This is a genomic window from Kitasatospora purpeofusca, from assembly GCF_036010405.1.
Classification (GTDB): Bacteria; Actinomycetota; Actinomycetes; order Streptomycetales; family Streptomycetaceae; genus Kitasatospora; species Kitasatospora purpeofusca.
This window is the reverse complement of the sequence record NZ_CP108561.1, coordinates 9,746,727-9,762,028: the sequence shown is the minus strand read 5'-3', so window position 1 is coordinate 9,762,028 and position 15,302 is coordinate 9,746,727. Positions and strand designations below refer to the sequence as shown.

General features: G+C 71.3%; 12 protein-coding genes and 1 pseudogene. 4 read left to right on the top strand and 9 right to left on the bottom strand.

What is annotated here, in order from left to right; genetic code table 11:
- The first annotated feature begins 153 nt into the window (after positions 1–153).
- Positions 154–510: a hypothetical protein gene (locus tag OG715_RS42305; protein ID WP_327063441.1), complete on the top strand. Its 357-nt coding sequence runs from the start codon at positions 154–156 to the stop codon at positions 508–510.
- A gap of 62 nt (positions 511–572) precedes the next feature.
- On the opposite strand, the gene OG715_RS42300 is transcribed toward OG715_RS42305, so the two are convergent.
- Entirely contained in the window at positions 573–1,202 is a 630-nt protein-coding gene (locus OG715_RS42300) for a hypothetical protein (protein WP_327063442.1), read from the bottom strand.
- Positions 1,203–1,459: 257 nt separating this feature from the next.
- On the opposite strand from OG715_RS42300, the gene OG715_RS42295 reads away from it, so the two are divergent.
- A complete protein-coding gene (locus OG715_RS42295) occupies positions 1,460–1,999 on the top strand; it encodes a hypothetical protein (RefSeq protein ID WP_266274513.1) in 540 nt (179 codons plus the stop codon).
- On the opposite strand, the gene OG715_RS42290 is transcribed toward OG715_RS42295, so the two are convergent.
- The gene (locus tag OG715_RS42290) at positions 1,956–2,747 is read right to left on the bottom strand and encodes an IS5 family transposase (protein ID WP_266274514.1); all 792 of its coding nucleotides are present in this window, start codon (positions 2,745–2,747) and stop codon (positions 1,956–1,958) included. The genes OG715_RS42295 and OG715_RS42290 overlap by 44 nt on opposite strands.
- Before the next feature lie 627 nt (positions 2,748–3,374).
- On the opposite strand from OG715_RS42290, the gene OG715_RS42285 reads away from it, so the two are divergent.
- Positions 3,375–4,805 carry a transposase gene (locus tag OG715_RS42285; protein WP_327063443.1) on the top strand — a complete coding sequence of 477 codons (1,431 nt, stop codon included), beginning with the start codon at positions 3,375–3,377 and terminating at the stop codon, positions 4,803–4,805.
- A gap of 40 nt (positions 4,806–4,845) precedes the next feature.
- Here OG715_RS42285 and OG715_RS42280 read toward each other — a convergent pair.
- From OG715_RS42280 to OG715_RS42270, 3 genes and pseudogenes are all read right to left on the bottom strand, one after another.
- Positions 4,846–6,129: pseudogene (locus OG715_RS42280) on the bottom strand (NF041680 family putative transposase); the annotation flags it as partial.
- A gap of 126 nt (positions 6,130–6,255) precedes the next feature.
- Positions 6,256–6,399, bottom strand: a complete 144-nt coding sequence (locus tag OG715_RS42275) for a hypothetical protein (RefSeq protein ID WP_266271871.1) — start codon at positions 6,397–6,399, stop codon at positions 6,256–6,258.
- Positions 6,400–6,697: 298 nt separating this feature from the next.
- Positions 6,698–7,003, bottom strand: coding sequence for an NUDIX hydrolase (locus OG715_RS42270; RefSeq protein ID WP_266274515.1), 306 nt, complete (start codon positions 7,001–7,003; stop codon positions 6,698–6,700).
- A gap of 534 nt (positions 7,004–7,537) precedes the next feature.
- On the opposite strand from OG715_RS42270, the gene OG715_RS42265 reads away from it, so the two are divergent.
- Positions 7,538–8,533, top strand: coding sequence for a hypothetical protein (locus OG715_RS42265; RefSeq protein ID WP_266271873.1), 996 nt, complete (start codon positions 7,538–7,540; stop codon positions 8,531–8,533).
- Between the two features lie 473 nt (positions 8,534–9,006).
- On the opposite strand, the gene OG715_RS42260 is transcribed toward OG715_RS42265, so the two are convergent.
- Genes OG715_RS42260 through OG715_RS42245 form a run of 4 tightly spaced genes read right to left on the bottom strand, consistent with a single transcriptional unit; the run spans position 9,007 to position 15,253 of the window.
- Positions 9,007–11,622 carry a DEAD/DEAH box helicase gene (locus OG715_RS42260; RefSeq protein WP_266271874.1) on the bottom strand — a complete coding sequence of 872 codons (2,616 nt, stop codon included), beginning with the start codon at positions 11,620–11,622 and terminating at the stop codon, positions 9,007–9,009.
- A gap of 60 nt (positions 11,623–11,682) precedes the next feature.
- Entirely contained in the window at positions 11,683–12,411 is a 729-nt protein-coding gene (locus tag OG715_RS42255) for a helix-turn-helix domain containing protein (RefSeq protein WP_266271875.1), read from the bottom strand.
- Positions 12,408–14,672 carry a hypothetical protein gene (locus tag OG715_RS42250; protein ID WP_266271876.1) on the bottom strand — a complete coding sequence of 755 codons (2,265 nt, stop codon included), beginning with the start codon at positions 14,670–14,672 and terminating at the stop codon, positions 12,408–12,410. The genes OG715_RS42255 and OG715_RS42250 overlap by 4 nt, the downstream gene beginning before the upstream one ends.
- The gene (locus tag OG715_RS42245) at positions 14,672–15,253 is read right to left on the bottom strand and encodes a DNA-binding protein (RefSeq protein ID WP_266271877.1); all 582 of its coding nucleotides are present in this window, start codon (positions 15,251–15,253) and stop codon (positions 14,672–14,674) included. The genes OG715_RS42250 and OG715_RS42245 overlap by 1 nt, the downstream gene beginning before the upstream one ends.
- Between the last annotated feature and the right edge of the window lie 49 nt (positions 15,254–15,302).

Genomic DNA, 15,302 nt, shown 5'->3' with positions numbered 1-15,302 from the left:
CACCACACCCCGGCCCCCACCCCCCAACCGGTCCAACCAAAGGTCCAGACAATCCAGCATGTAAGGCCAAACCACCCCCACAATCACCAACAGGTCACACCCGGCGGCCATCCGCCGGGCAGAGCTTGGCATGCAGCACGCCCGCGCTTCGGAATGAGGGAGCACATTCGTGCACGGGGATCTGGAGACCGCCTGCACACCGAGGGCCTGGCCGAGTTCGTGACCCTGCCGCAGGCTGGCCGGGCAAAGGCCTGGCACCTCACCGCCCAGGGCGCGGCGGTGGCAGCGACCTTCCCCGAGGCCCGCCGTCGGGCCGCCGTGCCGGAGACCGAACAGCTCACCGTCCGGCACGGGCGCGAGCACCTGCTCGACGTCGGCCGGATCCACACCGCCTTCGCCACCGACGCCCGCACCCGCGGCGAGGCCTGCGGCCCGCTCGACCTCCTCCCCACCCCGGAGCTGCCGGTCGAGGGCAGCAGTGTGTACCGGCCCGCCGCAGAGCTCGCGTGATGGTCTGCATGTAGCTGACCTGGGAATTCGTCACACCTGCCGCCCCCGGCTTGCGGCAGGTGTCAGTAGTTGTGAGCACCCAGAGCTTTACTGCAGATCTCGCTCGCCTCAGTCAGGAAGTCGTTCATGAGGTCCCAGTGCTCCTCCTTGCGGGTGGGGCCGACAGCGCTGCGAGCGAGAAACTCTCTCGTGAGCAGCCCGTTCAGGGCCTGGAGCGCACCGAGCGCTTCCCGCAGGATGGCCATGCGCTCCACTGCGGCAGTCTCCGAGACGCCCTGCGACCGGTCCGCCGCGACCTGGCGCAGTGCCTCGAAGTCGGGCAGGCGGATCAGGTGGTGCAGCCCGTGGGTCCAATCTCCGTTGCGTGCCGGGCCCTGACGGGTCGTCTGGTCGGCAGCCACCGTGAGCGCCACGGGGGCTCCTTGATCACCCGCGCCCCGTACCGCCAGTGCCGTCTCCGCCTCCATACACCCCTGCTGCGTCAGCTCGCACAGCACCCGCGCCGGACGGCCCGGGTGCGAGCCCTGCTCCTGGCGCAGCACGACCCACTGCCGCTCGCTGAGTCTGGTCAGGATCTGTGAGACCGTGCTCTTGCCCAAGGCCGCCCGCTCGCTGATCCTCGCCGCCCACAACGGCTCGTGCGCCGAGGCCGCCAACAGCAGGCGCAAAACCTCCACCGTCGGGCGGGTCATCCGAACAGGTCCTGTCATACGGCCAACACCACCACTTCCCTGACCATAGGTCAAGAATGAACCATGGCCCTCATTAGCCAGAATCCGGTGACAGCGAGATGGTCAACAATCGCTGACACTCCCAGACAGACGATCAGTGGTGGCTGAGTGGCTGTTGTCTTTCCGGGCTTGAGGGCTGCGTTTCCGCTGGTCGGGCATAGGGTCGGTGGTCTCGGGGAGTGGTGACGTGTCGTGTCGTCGCCCTGGTGGAGGTCGGGATGCCGTCGGTCGTTGGGCTGCTGGAACAGCGCGAGCTCTCCGCTCGCCGTCGTATGGACGATCTGCGGGAGGAGGCCGACCGTATCCAGGCCGAGCTGGTCGTGGCCGAGCGGGAGTGGAACGAGTGGGTCATCGCCCGCTCACGCGTCGGCGAGGTGCTGTCCCCGGGCGACGCCGTCGGCCCGGATGTCGCAGGGAATCCGTCGGATCACGGTGAACAGCCGGCGCTGCCTGCGTCTTCGGAGGCGGTGAAGCGGAAGTCGGTGGTGCCGATGTGGCGCGCGGGTCTGGCCTGGTCGGCGTTGTCGGCGGACTACCAGCGCATCCTGCAGATCCTCGCGGACCGGAGCCGTCTGGGCCAAGGCCCGCTGACGTGCCAGGAGATGGCCGGCTGCTTCGGCCTGGACCCGGTGCCCGCGAAGATCGAGGCGTTGCGGTCGAAGGCGAAGCGGCTGACAGCGCGGGGGTGGCTGGCCGAGCCGGCACCGGGCCGGTTCACGCTCGCGAAGGCCGTGGCCGGGCAAGGCGGCGGGTCATGAGCGTCGTCATCGACCAGTAGACCATCGCCTCCGCGCTGCTGACGGATCGTTCGAAGTCCCGTGTGAGGCGGCGGCTTTGCATCAGGTGGGCGAAGAACCGCTCCACGATCCACCGCTTGGGCAGCACGACGAAGCCGCGCATGTCGTCACTGCGCTTGACGATGGCGAGGACCAGGGCGAGGGCGGCCAGGCAGTACTCGACGAGGCTGCCCGTGTAGCCGCCGTCGGCCCAGACCAGCGCCAGCCGGTGGTGCGCGGCGGCCACCTGGGCGAGCAGAACCCGCGCGGCGGCGCGGTCGCCGACATCTGCGGCGGTGACTGTCACCCCCAGCAGCAGGCCGAGGGTGTCGACCACGGCGTGCCTCTTGCGGCCGTTGATCAGCTTGCCGCCGTCGAAGCCGCGGCTGTCGGCGCCGACGACGGCGTCCGCCTTCACCGACTGGGAGTCGATCACACCGGCGCTCGGCTCCGGCTCCCGCCCGGCCCGCTCGCGGACCTTGCGGCGGAGCCGGTCGTGGAACTCCTTGACCAGACCGTGGTCGCGCCAGCGGCGGAAGAACGCGTAGACCCGGTCCCACGGCGGGAAGTCGGCCGGCATGGCCCGCCACTTCGTTCCGTTGTCGACGAGGTAGCGGACCGCGTCCAACATCGCGCGGTGGCAGTACGCCTCCGGCTGCCCGCCCCGCCCGCGCAGCCAGCCCGGCACCGGCAGCAGCGGCCGCACCACCGCCCACTCCGCATCGGACATGTCCGTCGGGTAGTGGCGCGCACGGACCCCGTGATCGGCGGCGTTCCCGAACCGGTGTGCCAGGCAGTCACACGCGAGAGTGACCGAAGTGGACCCCGCTCCCGCGATGCCGTAGAACTGCGACAACAGGGCCTCCTGGACCGCTCTTTGGCGTAGACACCCTTCGAGCTACCAAGAGGCCCTGCTTTCATGCGCGCCGGCCGCCGCACTCACCCGATCGAGACTCCCGTTCGACCAGCACACCTCAAGATCGGAACGACAACAGCCACTGAGCTTGGCGTTTAACCTCGCTGCGCTTGGTGATCCTTGATCGATTCGGCGCGTTTCACGGTCTTGCCGACGTCGTGGTGCTTGGCGCGGTTCTTGTTCTTCGAGCCTGCGGGCCGTCCCGGCCCTGGCCGGGACGGTTTCGGTGCGGCCGCCGGACGGGCCGGAGGCTGTCGCACGGCTTCCCCCGTCCGCGAGTCAAGAGCGATTCGATGTTCGGTTCAAGTCGTCGTGGGGACGTTGGAGTCTGGATCGGTGGGGCGGAACTTCCTGCTGTGCGACCGCGAACGTGATCTTGAGATGCCGAAGAGTGCCCGGGAGTGGCTGCCGCCAGGGCACTTGTGTTGGAGAGTGCTTGAGGTGGTCGAAGGGCTCGACCTCTCGGCCTTCGAGGGCGGCTATCGTGCCGACGGGCAGGGCGGCGTCGCCTACCCGCCAGCCGCCTTGGTGGCGCTGATCTTCTACTGCTACAGCAAGGGCATACGCTCCTCGCGCGGCATCGAACGGGCCTGCTGGGACGATCTGGGCTGCCGGATCATCACCGCGAACCGCGCCGTGGACCATTCCACCGTCGCACGGTTCGTCCAGCGTCACCGCGACGCGCTGACCCGGCTGTTCGTGCAGGTGCTGGCCCTGTGTGGCAGTCGTGGGCTGGTCGATCTGTCGGCGGTCGCGGTGGATGGCTCGCCGATGGACGCGAACGCGTCCCGTGACTCCAACAAGCAGTTGCCGCGTCTCGAGACCGTCATCGCCCGGTGCGAGGACGAGATCAGCGCGCTCATGGACGACGCGCGCGACCATGCCCGGCGCGTCGAGACCCGCGACGCTACGGACGCCGACGACGAGCCCCAGCGTGACGACTGGCCGAGGATGTCACGCCTGTGTGACCTGCTCGCCAGGGCTCGCACGGCCCGGGACCGGCTCCACCAACGCGCCCTGCCGTCCGCCAACGAGATAAGGATCAAGGTTCAGGCAGCCGAACGCATCGTGGCCCGCGCGGAGGAGCGGTTGACCGCGGAGACTGCGGCCCATCAGGAGAAACTGAGGAAGTACCAAGCACGGACCGAGGCCGACCGGGAGGCAGGGCGCCGGGCCGCCAACGGTCGACCGCCCGTGCCCATGGAGAACAAGACGGTCCTGGTCCGGCAGCGGGCCCGACTGGCGAAGGCCCTCGCTCACCTGGAGCGGGCAAGCAGCCCCGAGCCGATGCCCTCCCCGACCGCCGTCGCCAGCCTGAGCGATCCGGACTCACGGCTACAACTGGGCAAGCACGGCGGCTACCTGCAGGGATACAACCTGCAGATCGTCTGCGCGCGCCGCCAGATCCTGCTGGCCATCGACCTCCACGACAACCCCTCGGACCGCACCGCACTGATCCCGATGGTCAGGAAGACCCAGGAGAACCAGCGCGCGGCAGGTCTGGCGGGCGACATCCTGCTCTGGCTCGCGGACAGCGGATACGCCAGCGCCGCCTCCTTCGAGGAGCTCGCCGACCTGCCGCTGCTGGTCTCGGTCACCAGCGAGGCTGACCAGGCAGGCTTCCCCGCGAAGCGCCAGACCGCCCCCGCCGGCCAACAACCCATGGCCGACCGCCTGGCGACCCCGGCCGGCCGGGCCCGGTACCGCCAGCGCAGCGCTCTCGTCGAGCCTGGCTTCGCCCAGCTCTTCCAGCGGTTCGGCCGACACCTCAACTACCGCGGACGCCGAGCTGTCGACACCGAGATCAAGCTCCTCGGCACCGTCCACAACCTCAGCAAACTCCTTGTCGGCACCACGAAATCGCGCTCTTGACTCGCGGACGGGGGAAGCCGTGCGACAGCCTCGGCGTCTTCGCGCGGATGTTGCGGAACCCGCGTCGGACCCGGGCGGGGGTGAGCCTGCTCGGCGGGGCCGGTTTCTCCCAGGGACGGCGCAGGTCCTCGGCGAGGGGGCGGGCGAGGCGTAGTTGGGTGTGGGCGACGATGACGAGCCAGGTCCACAGGTCGGCGGTGTCCGGGTTGCGGAAGCGCGGGGTGGTCCAACCGAGGGTCTGCTTCATGAGCCGGAAGGTGTGCTCAAGATCGAATCTGCGCAGGAACGTGCGCCAGATCCGGTCCAGGTGCTCGGCGTCGATGCCGGTGGCGGAGGACCACAGCCACAGCGGTTTCGCGTCCCTCTCGCCCGGCAGGTGCTCGACCTTGAGGCGGACCAACGTGCCGTGGATCAAAGGGATTTCACCTTCGTGGTCGAGCCACGGGCCGCGCTTTTGCAGGCGCTGGTGCATCCGGTCCCACGCTCTCGCCTCGGCGTTCCCGTAGCGGGTGGTGGCGGTGGTGGTGGCGGCGTCCGGGGTGTGCCAGCTGTCGGGCTTGGCGAAGGTGAAGACGCCGCCGTGCCGACGCGGGCGTCCGCCCTTCGGGGTGGAGCGGGGCTCGCCCGGGTCACGGAGCATGACCCGGTCCGAGCGTAGTCGGCCGACCAGTTCAACCGGCAGATCGGACAGGACGTAGGCCAGGCGGGTCACGTCGTAGCCGGCGTCCATCACGATGAGGATGTCCGGATCGCCGCGGTGCCAGTGGCATGCCGTGATGATGCGTTCGACGACCTCGCGCAGCCGGGCGGCGGTGACGGCGGTCGCGTCGTCGGCCGGTCCCAGCCGGACCGCGTCCAGCAGTCCGACCCATGACGTGCGCCCGGACTCCAGGGCGGCGACGAAGGAATACGGCCAGCCGGGGACGAACTGGTCGGCGCTTCGACCGCGGCCGTAGACGTGGCAGAACAGGCGCTCGTCGCTGGTCGGGGCGTCGGGCCGGAGCCAGTTGCTCACGTCGACGACCAGCGCGATTCTCCCGTCCGCGAGCCGTGGCAGCGGCAGGCCTGTCAGGGTGCGGCGCAGCCGTGTCGGCTCCAGCCATCCCCGGTCCAGTGCCTGGTACAGGGCGCCGTGCCCGCGCCGGTGCTCGGCCGCGAGCGAGAGTTCCACCAGCGTTTTCACCGGTCCGTCCGTGCACAGCACCGCGTCCGTCAGCTCGAAGAGCGCGTCCGGGCGAGCGTACAGGCAGTCGTAGAACTCAACCCGAAAGCGGGACAAGATGCCCAATGCGTCGCTCGTGGGCGGGTCAAGGGGGAGACTCATATGCAGCGGCCGTTCTCTTGGGCTTCGTGACTCGACATCTCGAAGCGTGGAGAACGGCCGCCTCCGCTGTCCCGGGAAGAACCGCAGATCAGCAGGTCGGGTGACCTGCGAGGTTAAACAAAAAGGTCAGAACCGGTTGCGGCGTTCGACGGGCCGGGTGGGCCTCGTCTGGTCGGCGGCCAGGGCGTGGGCGGTGGCGCGGGTGCGCTCGAGCCAGTCCGCGACCTGCTGGACTGTGGCCGGGCCGAGGTGGCGGGTGAGCTCGCGCACCGCTTGGTGGTCGCCCTCGGTCAGGGTGTGGAGCCCGGCGCGGGCGAGGGCGGTGTACAGCGGGCCGGCAGCCGCTCCGGCGAACTGGCGGTGCGCGGCGTCGGTGCGCTGCCGGGCGTCGTGGGCGGCCTCGGCGGCGCACTGCGCGACGTCCTGGCGGTGGCGGGCCGCGGTCTGGGCCCGTTGCAGGCCGAGGTCCCGGTCAGGGTCGTAGGTCTCGCCTGCGGCGGTGGCGGCCTCGCCACGGATGCGCTGCCACTCCTGGTAGGCGAGCGCGGCGCGGGCGAGGGCGCTCTCGTCACCGGCGTCGGCGTACCGGTCGGCGGTGCGCAGGTCGGTGTGGGCGTCGGCGACGGCCCGGTCGCGCAGTGGCCTGGTCCTGGGCGAAGCACAGCCGCGGCCGGGTGGGCAGGTCGTCCAGGTCGAGGCCGAGCTCCTCGAGGAGCTCGCGGCGCAGCACGGCGTGCGGGTCTTCGCCGGGCTCGACCAGGCCGCCGGGCAGCGAGTGCTGGACGCCGTCGGGCCGGTCGCGCCGGATCAGGGCGAGGCGGTCGTCGTGGAGCAGGGCCGCACACCCTGGTCCGGACCGGGTCGGGGCCTGCACCGTGGTGGTCACCGCCTGGACCAGGCCCGGCAGGCCGGTTCGTGCCAGGTCGTTCGGACAACCAGGCCACCCTGGGCGAGGTGCTCGCTCGACCAGGTCCGACAGCACCCGCCGCTGGCGCTGAGCACGCTGCTGGTGGCGCAGCTCGCGGCCTGCGTCCGCTTGTAGGAACTGCCCGCGCGAGCAGCGCCGGGCGCTCCTGGAATCGGCTCTGGACGACCTTCTTACGGTTCCTGGTCTTCCTGATCGGCACCACGGCCACCGCCATGGGCGCGGTGGTGGTGAACCTACAGCTGGCCGAGGAGCAACCGGCCCTCGCCGAGCTGCTCACCGCCGGCCAGGGCTGCCCGGGTCGAGGACCGGGTCCAGCAACGGCCCCGCCGTACTCGTCTGCGGCGACCGGCGACTGCCGTGCGCCTACAGGGAGCTGGGCGGACATCCTGCTGGCGCGATGTCCAGCTGGGATGCAAGGGTGTGGAGTCCCGACCAACCCGCGCTCCCGGTAGCCGCCCTCAGCACGAGAGTTGACGATCAGTGGCCCAGCACACCGCCTCCACCGAAGCACCATCGGACCCGTTCGACCAATGGCCCGACCTGAAGCCCTGGATCGGCACACGGCCGAGCCATCCGATCCGGGCCGCCTATGACGGCTCTGTCGGTCAACAGCAGGTCCTGCAACAACTCGAAGATCTCATCCGCGGCCTTCAGTCGGCCGGGCATTCCCTCACCTCCAAGCGGAAGGCAATGAATCGCGCCTCCACCTGGCAGGAGTGCATGGACGTACGGACAGAACTTCTCATCGCCGGCAAGCTCCAGGGCCGAGTCCCCTTCCGCTTCCTGCCCGAGGGCAGTACGCCCCAGCCGGACATCGAACTCATCGGAGAGCCCCTGCACATCGAGATCACCAATCGGTGGACCAGCCAGAGCAGGGACCTGCGGGACGCGATCGAGACCGAGCTCGTAGGAACAGGCTTCGCCGTCGAGATCTGCTTCTCCGAGCAGCCGGCCCGCATCAAGGAGACCGAGATCGTCCGGCTCCGCGATCAGGTCGCACAGTCGGTGGCGGTGGGCAAGCCGTTCACCTTGACCGGCAAGGTGGGTCACCCGACGCTGGCGCAGCCCGAGATCGAGGTGGACATCAGCGGTTCGCCCGCGGGCCCCGATCAGAGCGCCGACTCGGTCACCATGACGGTCTCCAGCGCGGAGCTGACTGACCACCTCGCGGACGTCGAGACCTTCATCGCGAACAAGCTCACAGAAGGCGCGAAGAACAACCAGGCGAAGGCCGCGGGCCCCACCCTGCTCATCGTGGAGGCGGCGCGCACCGGCCAGGCATGGATACGCCCGGACCATGTCTGGCAGGCGCGGTTGCAGCAACTGCTCGGCGGCACCACCACAAATTTCGTCGCACTCGCCCTTGCCATCGCAGGCACGACCAGCAACGACTTCCGGCTGATCATCGCGATCAGCCCCACCTGCCCGCCAGCCTCCCGCTCGGCAATCGAGAAGGTCACCGCAGCGCTCACCTGAGCGGTGGCAACCCCTCGCCCACCGACCGGCACACATCGAACGGCAGAAGAGCGACCCAGGGTGGGTCGGACATCAAGGTGTCCGACCCACCCTCACCAATGCTTTGACCTGCGACGTTATCTAGCCGTGACCGGGCCACCAAGGTATCCACTGCATACCTTGGTGGCCCATCAAGGTATGGGCCACCGCCCCGGGAGGACCATCAAGGTGGGCGTCCGAGCCCCAGAGTGACCATCAAGGAATCGCCCCGCCGCCGCGACTCCACTGAAGGCGGGCAGGCAGCGCCCGGCGGCCATCAAGAGTCCCGGAGGCGAGCACCACCCGGGCCGGACGCAGTGGTCGGGTTTGCGGGTGGGATGCCCACGTCGTAGCGGTCGAAGAGGTCCGCGAAGGAGCCCTGCAGGAGCGGGCGGGGCCTTCCTGGTCGGCGGGATGAGGGCGGGGGCGGCTTGGTGGGCCGCCCCCGTGGTGGGCTACCGGTCGGTGACGCAGTGGTGGTCGGCCTCGACGTAGTCGCCGTTGGCGAACTGGGTCTCCAGCGCCCAGCCGCAGGTGCACTCGGCGCGGCCCTCCCAGTCGATCGCGCCGTCGTCGTCCTGGTCGCAGTCGTGGTCGGCGTCCACGCTGGTGCCGTCCTCGAACTGGGCATCGCCCCCGTCTCCGCATGCACGGCACGTCCACTCGGCGGTCCAGGTGACCGTGCGCTCGGCCGGGCCCTGCTCCGGTTGCTCGGCGAGGGCGTCGGGCAGGGCGTCCAGGAGCGCGGTCTGCTGGACCGTCAGCTTCTCCTCGGCGCGGGCCTTGTCCTGCTTGCGCAGCCAGGCGCCGGGCCGGAAGGTCGGGTCGGCTTCGCCGCCGGTGCGGTTCGCCGGGCCGTCGAGGGTGCCGCCGGTGGCGAGGTAGGCGAGCAGACGGCGGTAGGAGCGGGTCCAGTCCGGTTCGATGCGCCACATCGCGTCCAGCGCGGTGAGCTTGGCGTCCTGGACGGCGGTGAGCTTGGTGTTCTTGCGCTGGCGGCCCATCCAGGCGCCGACGGCGTGGCCGTCGAGCTTCTCGGCGGCCGGGATCGCCAGGTGGCTGTGGGTGGCGGCCCAGGCGCGGGCGTGGGCGTAGCCGCGGTCCCAGGAGCGGGCGTGCTTGTCCCAGATCATGCCGAGCTGGTCGAGTTCGTGGATGCGGACCGGGGCGAGCAGGCCGGCGCCGCTCAGGTAGCGCTGGCGGTCGAGCCAGGAGATCAGTGCGCCGTCGCGGGTCTTGTCCGTGGGGTCGAGGTGGTGGTGGCTGGTGTGGAACGCGGCGGCCAGTTGATACATCCGCTGCCACTCGGTGGCGCGCGGGTTGAAGGTGCGCAGCTTCACCGTCTGGAGGATCTGGGCGGCGTGCTTTCGGGCGTTGATCCGCAGCCACTCCACCGGCGACTGCGGGTCCGGCTGCTCGCCGTCGGCGGCCTCGCCCGACTCCTCCCCCGTCTCCGGCTCGGTGACGTCGCCCTTCTCTCCCACTCGCTTGGTGCGCAGTTCGGTGATCCGGCCGACGACCCGGGCGTCGTGGGCGGCCAGCGCCCGCAGGACGCGCCAGATGGTGCGGAACGAGCTGGCCTCGATCTCCTCGTCGGCCTCGGCCTTGACCGCCTCCCCGGCCTCGGTCACCTTGGCCGGGTCGGCGGCCTGGGTGTCGTCGCCGACCAGCGGGGTGGGGAGGTAGACGGGGATGATGACCCAGGAGACCTTGCCCTGCCGGTAGGCCTGGCGCAGGGCCCGGCCGACGGCCTGGACGACGTCGATGACCGAGTTCTTGGGGTCGGCGAAGACGATGGCGTCGACGGCCTCGACGTCGATGCCCTCGTTCAGAAGCCGGCTGTTGCAGATGATGCAGCACTCCTCGCCCTCCTCCCCGGGCCGCTCGCCGGTGGAGGCCGAGAAGGTCGCGAACGCCGCCCGACGGTCCTTGAGCTTGTCGGAGCCGGCCACCGCGAGGGCGGTCACCCGCTCCGGCCGGTCCCGGTCGGGGAGCAGCTCGGCGGTGGCGTTCATGGTCGTGGCGAACTCCCGGGCCGCGGTCACCCGGGAGTGGAAGGTGATGACCCGGCGCAGCTCCAGGTCCGCCACCGCGCGCAGCACGGCGATCTGCAGGGCCAGCCTGAGGAGTTCCTCGTTGGAGCGCTGGGAGCGGAGGTCGGCGACGGCGGGGAGGTTGAGGAGTTCACGCAGGTCCTCGTCGGTGACGACGGGGACCAGGACGCGGTAGTCGGCGAGGTAGCCGTGCTCGATTCCCTGTCCGAGCGTCCAGGTGTAGACGGTCTCGCCGTAGATGCGGGTGTCCGTCATGGAGCAGAGCGCGGGCAGTTGCTCGGCGCCCTGGCCGTCGGCGTCGGTGGTGAGGTCGGCAAGGCCGGCCTTCGCGCGGGTGTCGTCGGCGATCTTCGGGGTGGCAGTGAAGTACAGGCGGCGCAGCGCCGGAACCTTCTCGTCGGAGTGGATCGCCGCCCACGCCTTCCCTTCGGAGCCTGCCGTCCGGTGGGCCTCGTCGATGACCACGACGTCCCAGACCGGGAGACCGAAGTCCTTGTGCGCCTTGACGATCCGCTCCAGGCTCGCGTAGGTCGCGTAGACGGTGACCGGCTCGCCTGCCTTCAGCTTGGTCACCAGGTCGGCGATCCGCGGGGCCTGAGTGGTGACCTGGGCGTGGACTCGGCCGCCGGCCTCCGCGCTCTCCAGCGCCTCCGCCCGCGAACACGCCGCCACCGCAAGTCCCCGGCGGCCGCCCTTCAGCGACCAGGCTTCAGCGGTCTGCTCCAGCAGCTCGATCGTCGGCACCAGCACCAGCACCCGTCCCCTCGCCGCCAGGCGGCGAGCGCAGCCGGCGGCGATGAGCGTCTTGCCGGAGCCGGTGGCGGCGACGATCGTGGCGCGGCCACCGTTCTTGACGGCCTTCACCGCGGCCGCGACGGCATCCTTCTGGAACCAGTGCAGCGGCAACGGGTTCACGGCGGTGGTGCCGGACGGCTGCTGCGCCGGGACGGGAGGTACGGCCTGGGCGCGCAGAGCGGCCGGCACGTCCTGCTCGGCGGTGGCGGTGGTGGTCTGCACGGCGGTGGTTCTCCTTCGTCTGCCGGGTGGTGCGGGGAGGTGGTCGGGTGCCGCCGGTGGTCAGCTGATCAGGACTTCGGAGGTCTGGTGGCCGTCGGGGGTCCAGGTGCGGATCTCCAGGTAGACGATCTCCGCCTCGGGGATGGCGCGGCCCGTCTCGATCAGCCAGGTCTGCACGGCGTGGACGACGTCGCCGTGGGAGTCGGCCACCCGACGGGACCATTCGGTGGCGGGGAATCCGCCGGTGGCGGACGAGCCGTAGGTGCGCTCCTCGGTGCCGTCCGCGCGGGGGACCACACCGCGTCGGATGCCCGGCGAGTCCTGCTTCGACCCGGCCGCCAAGGTGAAGAACGTCCCACGCATGCGCACCGTCAGGGCGACCCGGCCGTCGGCGGCCGCGGCCGCGTGAATGACACCCGCCAGGTGCGCGGCGCCCGACTTGATGGCCTGCTTCCCGGCGCGTCCGGCCATGCTGCCGCCCGGAACACCGATCACGTCCTTGCCCCGCACCCGCGCCTTCTGCCCCGTCTTGGTGCGGCGGCGGGAGGTGTTCGCCTCCGCGATGCCGGCCAGTGCCTCCTCGTCCCGCTCGCCGCCGCGCACGGCCCGCACCATCTGGCGCAGGGCCCCGACGAACGCGGCGCCCTTGCCCTTGGTGAAGAACTGGGAGACGAGGGAGGCGTCGCGGCCGAGCATCTTGGCGACCTGGCGCTTGGTGTAGCCCTGGTCGATCAGCTGCTGGGTCAGCCTCGCGGCTTCGTTCGGGTTCTGCGGGTCGGCGGGGCTCACTGGTCACCTCCGGCGGCGAGTTCGGCGCGGCCCTGGCCGCGCAGCTTGAGGTACTGCTCCTGGCTGGTGGGGTGCGGGATGGGCCCGGTGAGGTGTCCCTTGAGGAGGTAGTCACCGGGCTCGCCCCGGTAGGGCCAGGGCTGGCGTTCGGTCAGGGCGATGCCGTCGGTGCCGAAGTACACGACCGTGCCCGGCCGGGCGTGCAGCGCGCCGGCGACGCCGACGATCTCCTTGCCGTCGCGGTACTTCATGTCCAGCAGCGCGGCCCGGGCCCCTGACCAGACGTAGGCGGCCCACTCGGGGTGCGCGTTGGGGTCGCGGGAGAACCCGGCCTGCCGCTGCCAGGTCACCACCTCGCCGTCCTGGCCGAGGATCTCCACCCCCGCCGGCAGCGCCTCCCCCACCGGGGTGGTGCCGGACACCAGACGCGGACGCTGGGCGAAGCCGCCCAGGCCGAACAGCAGCACGCTGCGCACGGCGCGGGAGGCGAGGTAGGCCGCCTGCCGCTGCCGCTCGTCACCGTGGATGCGGGAGAGGTTGGTCAGGTCCGCCCAGGCGGCCTTCAACTTCTTGCCCCAGTCGTCCAGCGGCTTGCCGTCCTCGAAGACCAGACCGCCGAGGATCTCCACCTTCCACGGCATCAGGTGGTTGGACAGCGCCAGGTGCACCTCCGCGCCGCCCGCCCAGGTGGTGAACGTCGCGCCCGGGTCGGAGGGGTAGACCCAGGCGCGCTCACCGGTCACCGGGGCGGGCAGCAGCCCGACGTGGTTCCACCCGGCCGGGACGGTCACGCGCACCTTCCAGTGCGAGCAGGACATCAGCGCCTTCGCCTGCTCCGCCTCCGTCATCGCCGCGAACGTTCGGGCGGTGATGCGGGCCGGGGTGCCGACCGGGGACTTCCACAGGTGCTTCGCGTAGGCGAACGTGCGGTCGTACTCCACCAGCGCCGGCAACTGCTCCGGCACCCGCGGGGGCAGGATCAGCTCGGTGCGGCCCTGCCCACCAGTGGCGTGCAGCAGAGCGCGCAGCTCCTCCGACAGCACCGGATAGCCGCCCGCCCACTTGCCCTTGGCAGGGATCGTGCGCGACCACAGGTCCCGGCCCGTCTGCGACGGGGAGCCCATCAACACGACGTCGTCCCAGTGCCGGCGCAGTGCCTGCCACAGCAGCGTGAACGCCTGGCGGCACGTCGCGGCGTCGGCGCCGTCCGCATCGAACCACTCGCCGATCGAGCGGATCTCGGTGGTGGCGCTGTCCGGGGCGGTGGCGGGGGCGTAGCGGCCGACGGGCTGGCGCTGGTGCACGAAGTGCCCGGCCAGCTTGTCCCGACCCGCCCCGACAGCGGTCGTCCACCGCTCGGAGGGGGTGTTGAGCCAGGCGGCGACCGCGTCCTTGAGAGTGGAGTACCGCTCGGCGCCGTCGTGCCAGGGGGCGCCGGCGGTGATGTAGATGCGCTCGGTGCCCGGCGCGGTGGCCAGGACGGCGTCCAGGATCTCCCCCGGCGTCTTCGCGCCGAGGGCCAGGCGCACGACCTGGTCGCGGACCGCCAGCTCACCGGTCGCGGCGTCCAGGAACACCGTCGCGCGGGCCTGCTGCACGAAGTTCGGGCGCTTGGACACCAGACCGCTGGTGACGGCCTCGAACCGGGCACCGTCCGGGCCCTCCGGGAGTGTCGGCAGATCACGCGGCCCGGCCTCCACCATCGGCCACTGCGGGACAGCGACCGAAGCGACCGAGATAGCCGACTCGACCGGCGCAGCGACAGCAGGAGCAGCGGCAACGGCGGCGGGGGCGGGCTGCTCGGCGGCGACGGCCTGGTCCTCGACCTCGCGCGGCGCCTCGGGCACCTCGGCCGGCTGCTCGACGACGGGGGCCGGGGCGGGGGCCGGGGCGGGGCGGGTCAGCGCCGGGGCGAGGGCGCCGACCGGCTGCGGCGCGGGCTCGGCCACCGGAACCGGTGCCTGCACGGGCGCGGCGGCCGCAGCCTGGTCCTCGGCCTTGGCCGCGCGGACGGCGGCCGGGGTCGGGTCCAGCAGCGGCGCGATCCGCACGACGTCGCCGACTGACAGCCCGGAGGCCTTCGCGATGGCCGGCGCCTGGGCGCCCTCGTACCCCGCGAGCCCGGCGACCCGGCGCGCACGCTGGGCGGTGAGCTTGTCCAGCTCCTTCTGCGCGGCCGCGACCGTCTTCTCGGCGGCCGTGATCTCGGTGCGCAGCTCGCGCAGACCGGCGAGTTCGGCGGTGTACGTCCTGCGGTCCATCAGCGGGTCACTCCCCCCTCGTCGGCGGTATCGGTGGTCGGGTTGGTGGTGGCGTAGGCGATCGGGCCGCCGGAGACGGACGCCAGGCGGGTGCCGAGCAGCAGGCCCGCCAGACGCGCGTCCTCGGTGTCGGCCGGGTCTGCGGCGTTGGCGGGGGCGGTGAGGTCGGTCAGGTAGCCGGCCAGTCGCGCCTTCGGGAAGCGGTAGCGCCCCGCGGTGCCGACGGTGCCGTCGGCCTCCCACTCGGTGAGGCCAGTCAGCACCGCGACGACGAACCCGGCGACCGTCACCGGCAGCACTCCGCCGGCCGCGACCCGGGCCGGGTCGCACCGCCACCAGCCGGACAGCGCGGCCAGCAGCTGCGCCGCGTCCATGTCGGTGCCGAAGCCGATCCATTCCCGGTCCGGCTCCTCCACCCGCTGCGGGGCGTCCGAGCGCAGCACCGCCACCTCGGCCGTACCGAGCACGGTCAGGTCGGCAGCGGGCCGGGCCTGCAGCTGCTGGAGAGCGGCCAGCGGGAACACCTGCCGGCCCGTCTCGCGGACGCCGGGGACCACGCCGGTGGCCATCAGCTTCTTCACCGTCGGGATCGAGCACCCCAAGGCCGTCCCGGCTTGACCCGTCGTCACG

Excerpts from the sequence above, each read along its gene's own strand:
- OG715_RS42250 (WP_266271876.1), bottom strand. The coding sequence starts at position 14,672 with ATGGACCGCAGGACGTACACCGCCGAACTCGCCGGTCTGCGCGAGCTG.
- OG715_RS42295 (WP_266274513.1), top strand. The coding sequence starts at position 1,460 with ATGCCGTCGGTCGTTGGGCTGCTGGAACAGCGCGAGCTCTCCGCTCGC.
- OG715_RS42300 (WP_327063442.1), bottom strand. The coding sequence starts at position 1,202 with ATGACCCGCCCGACGGTGGAGGTTTTGCGCCTGCTGTTGGCGGCCTCG.
- OG715_RS42290 (WP_266274514.1), bottom strand. The coding sequence starts at position 2,747 with ATGTCCGATGCGGAGTGGGCGGTGGTGCGGCCGCTGCTGCCGGTGCCG.
- OG715_RS42305 (WP_327063441.1), top strand. The coding sequence starts at position 154 with ATGAGGGAGCACATTCGTGCACGGGGATCTGGAGACCGCCTGCACACC.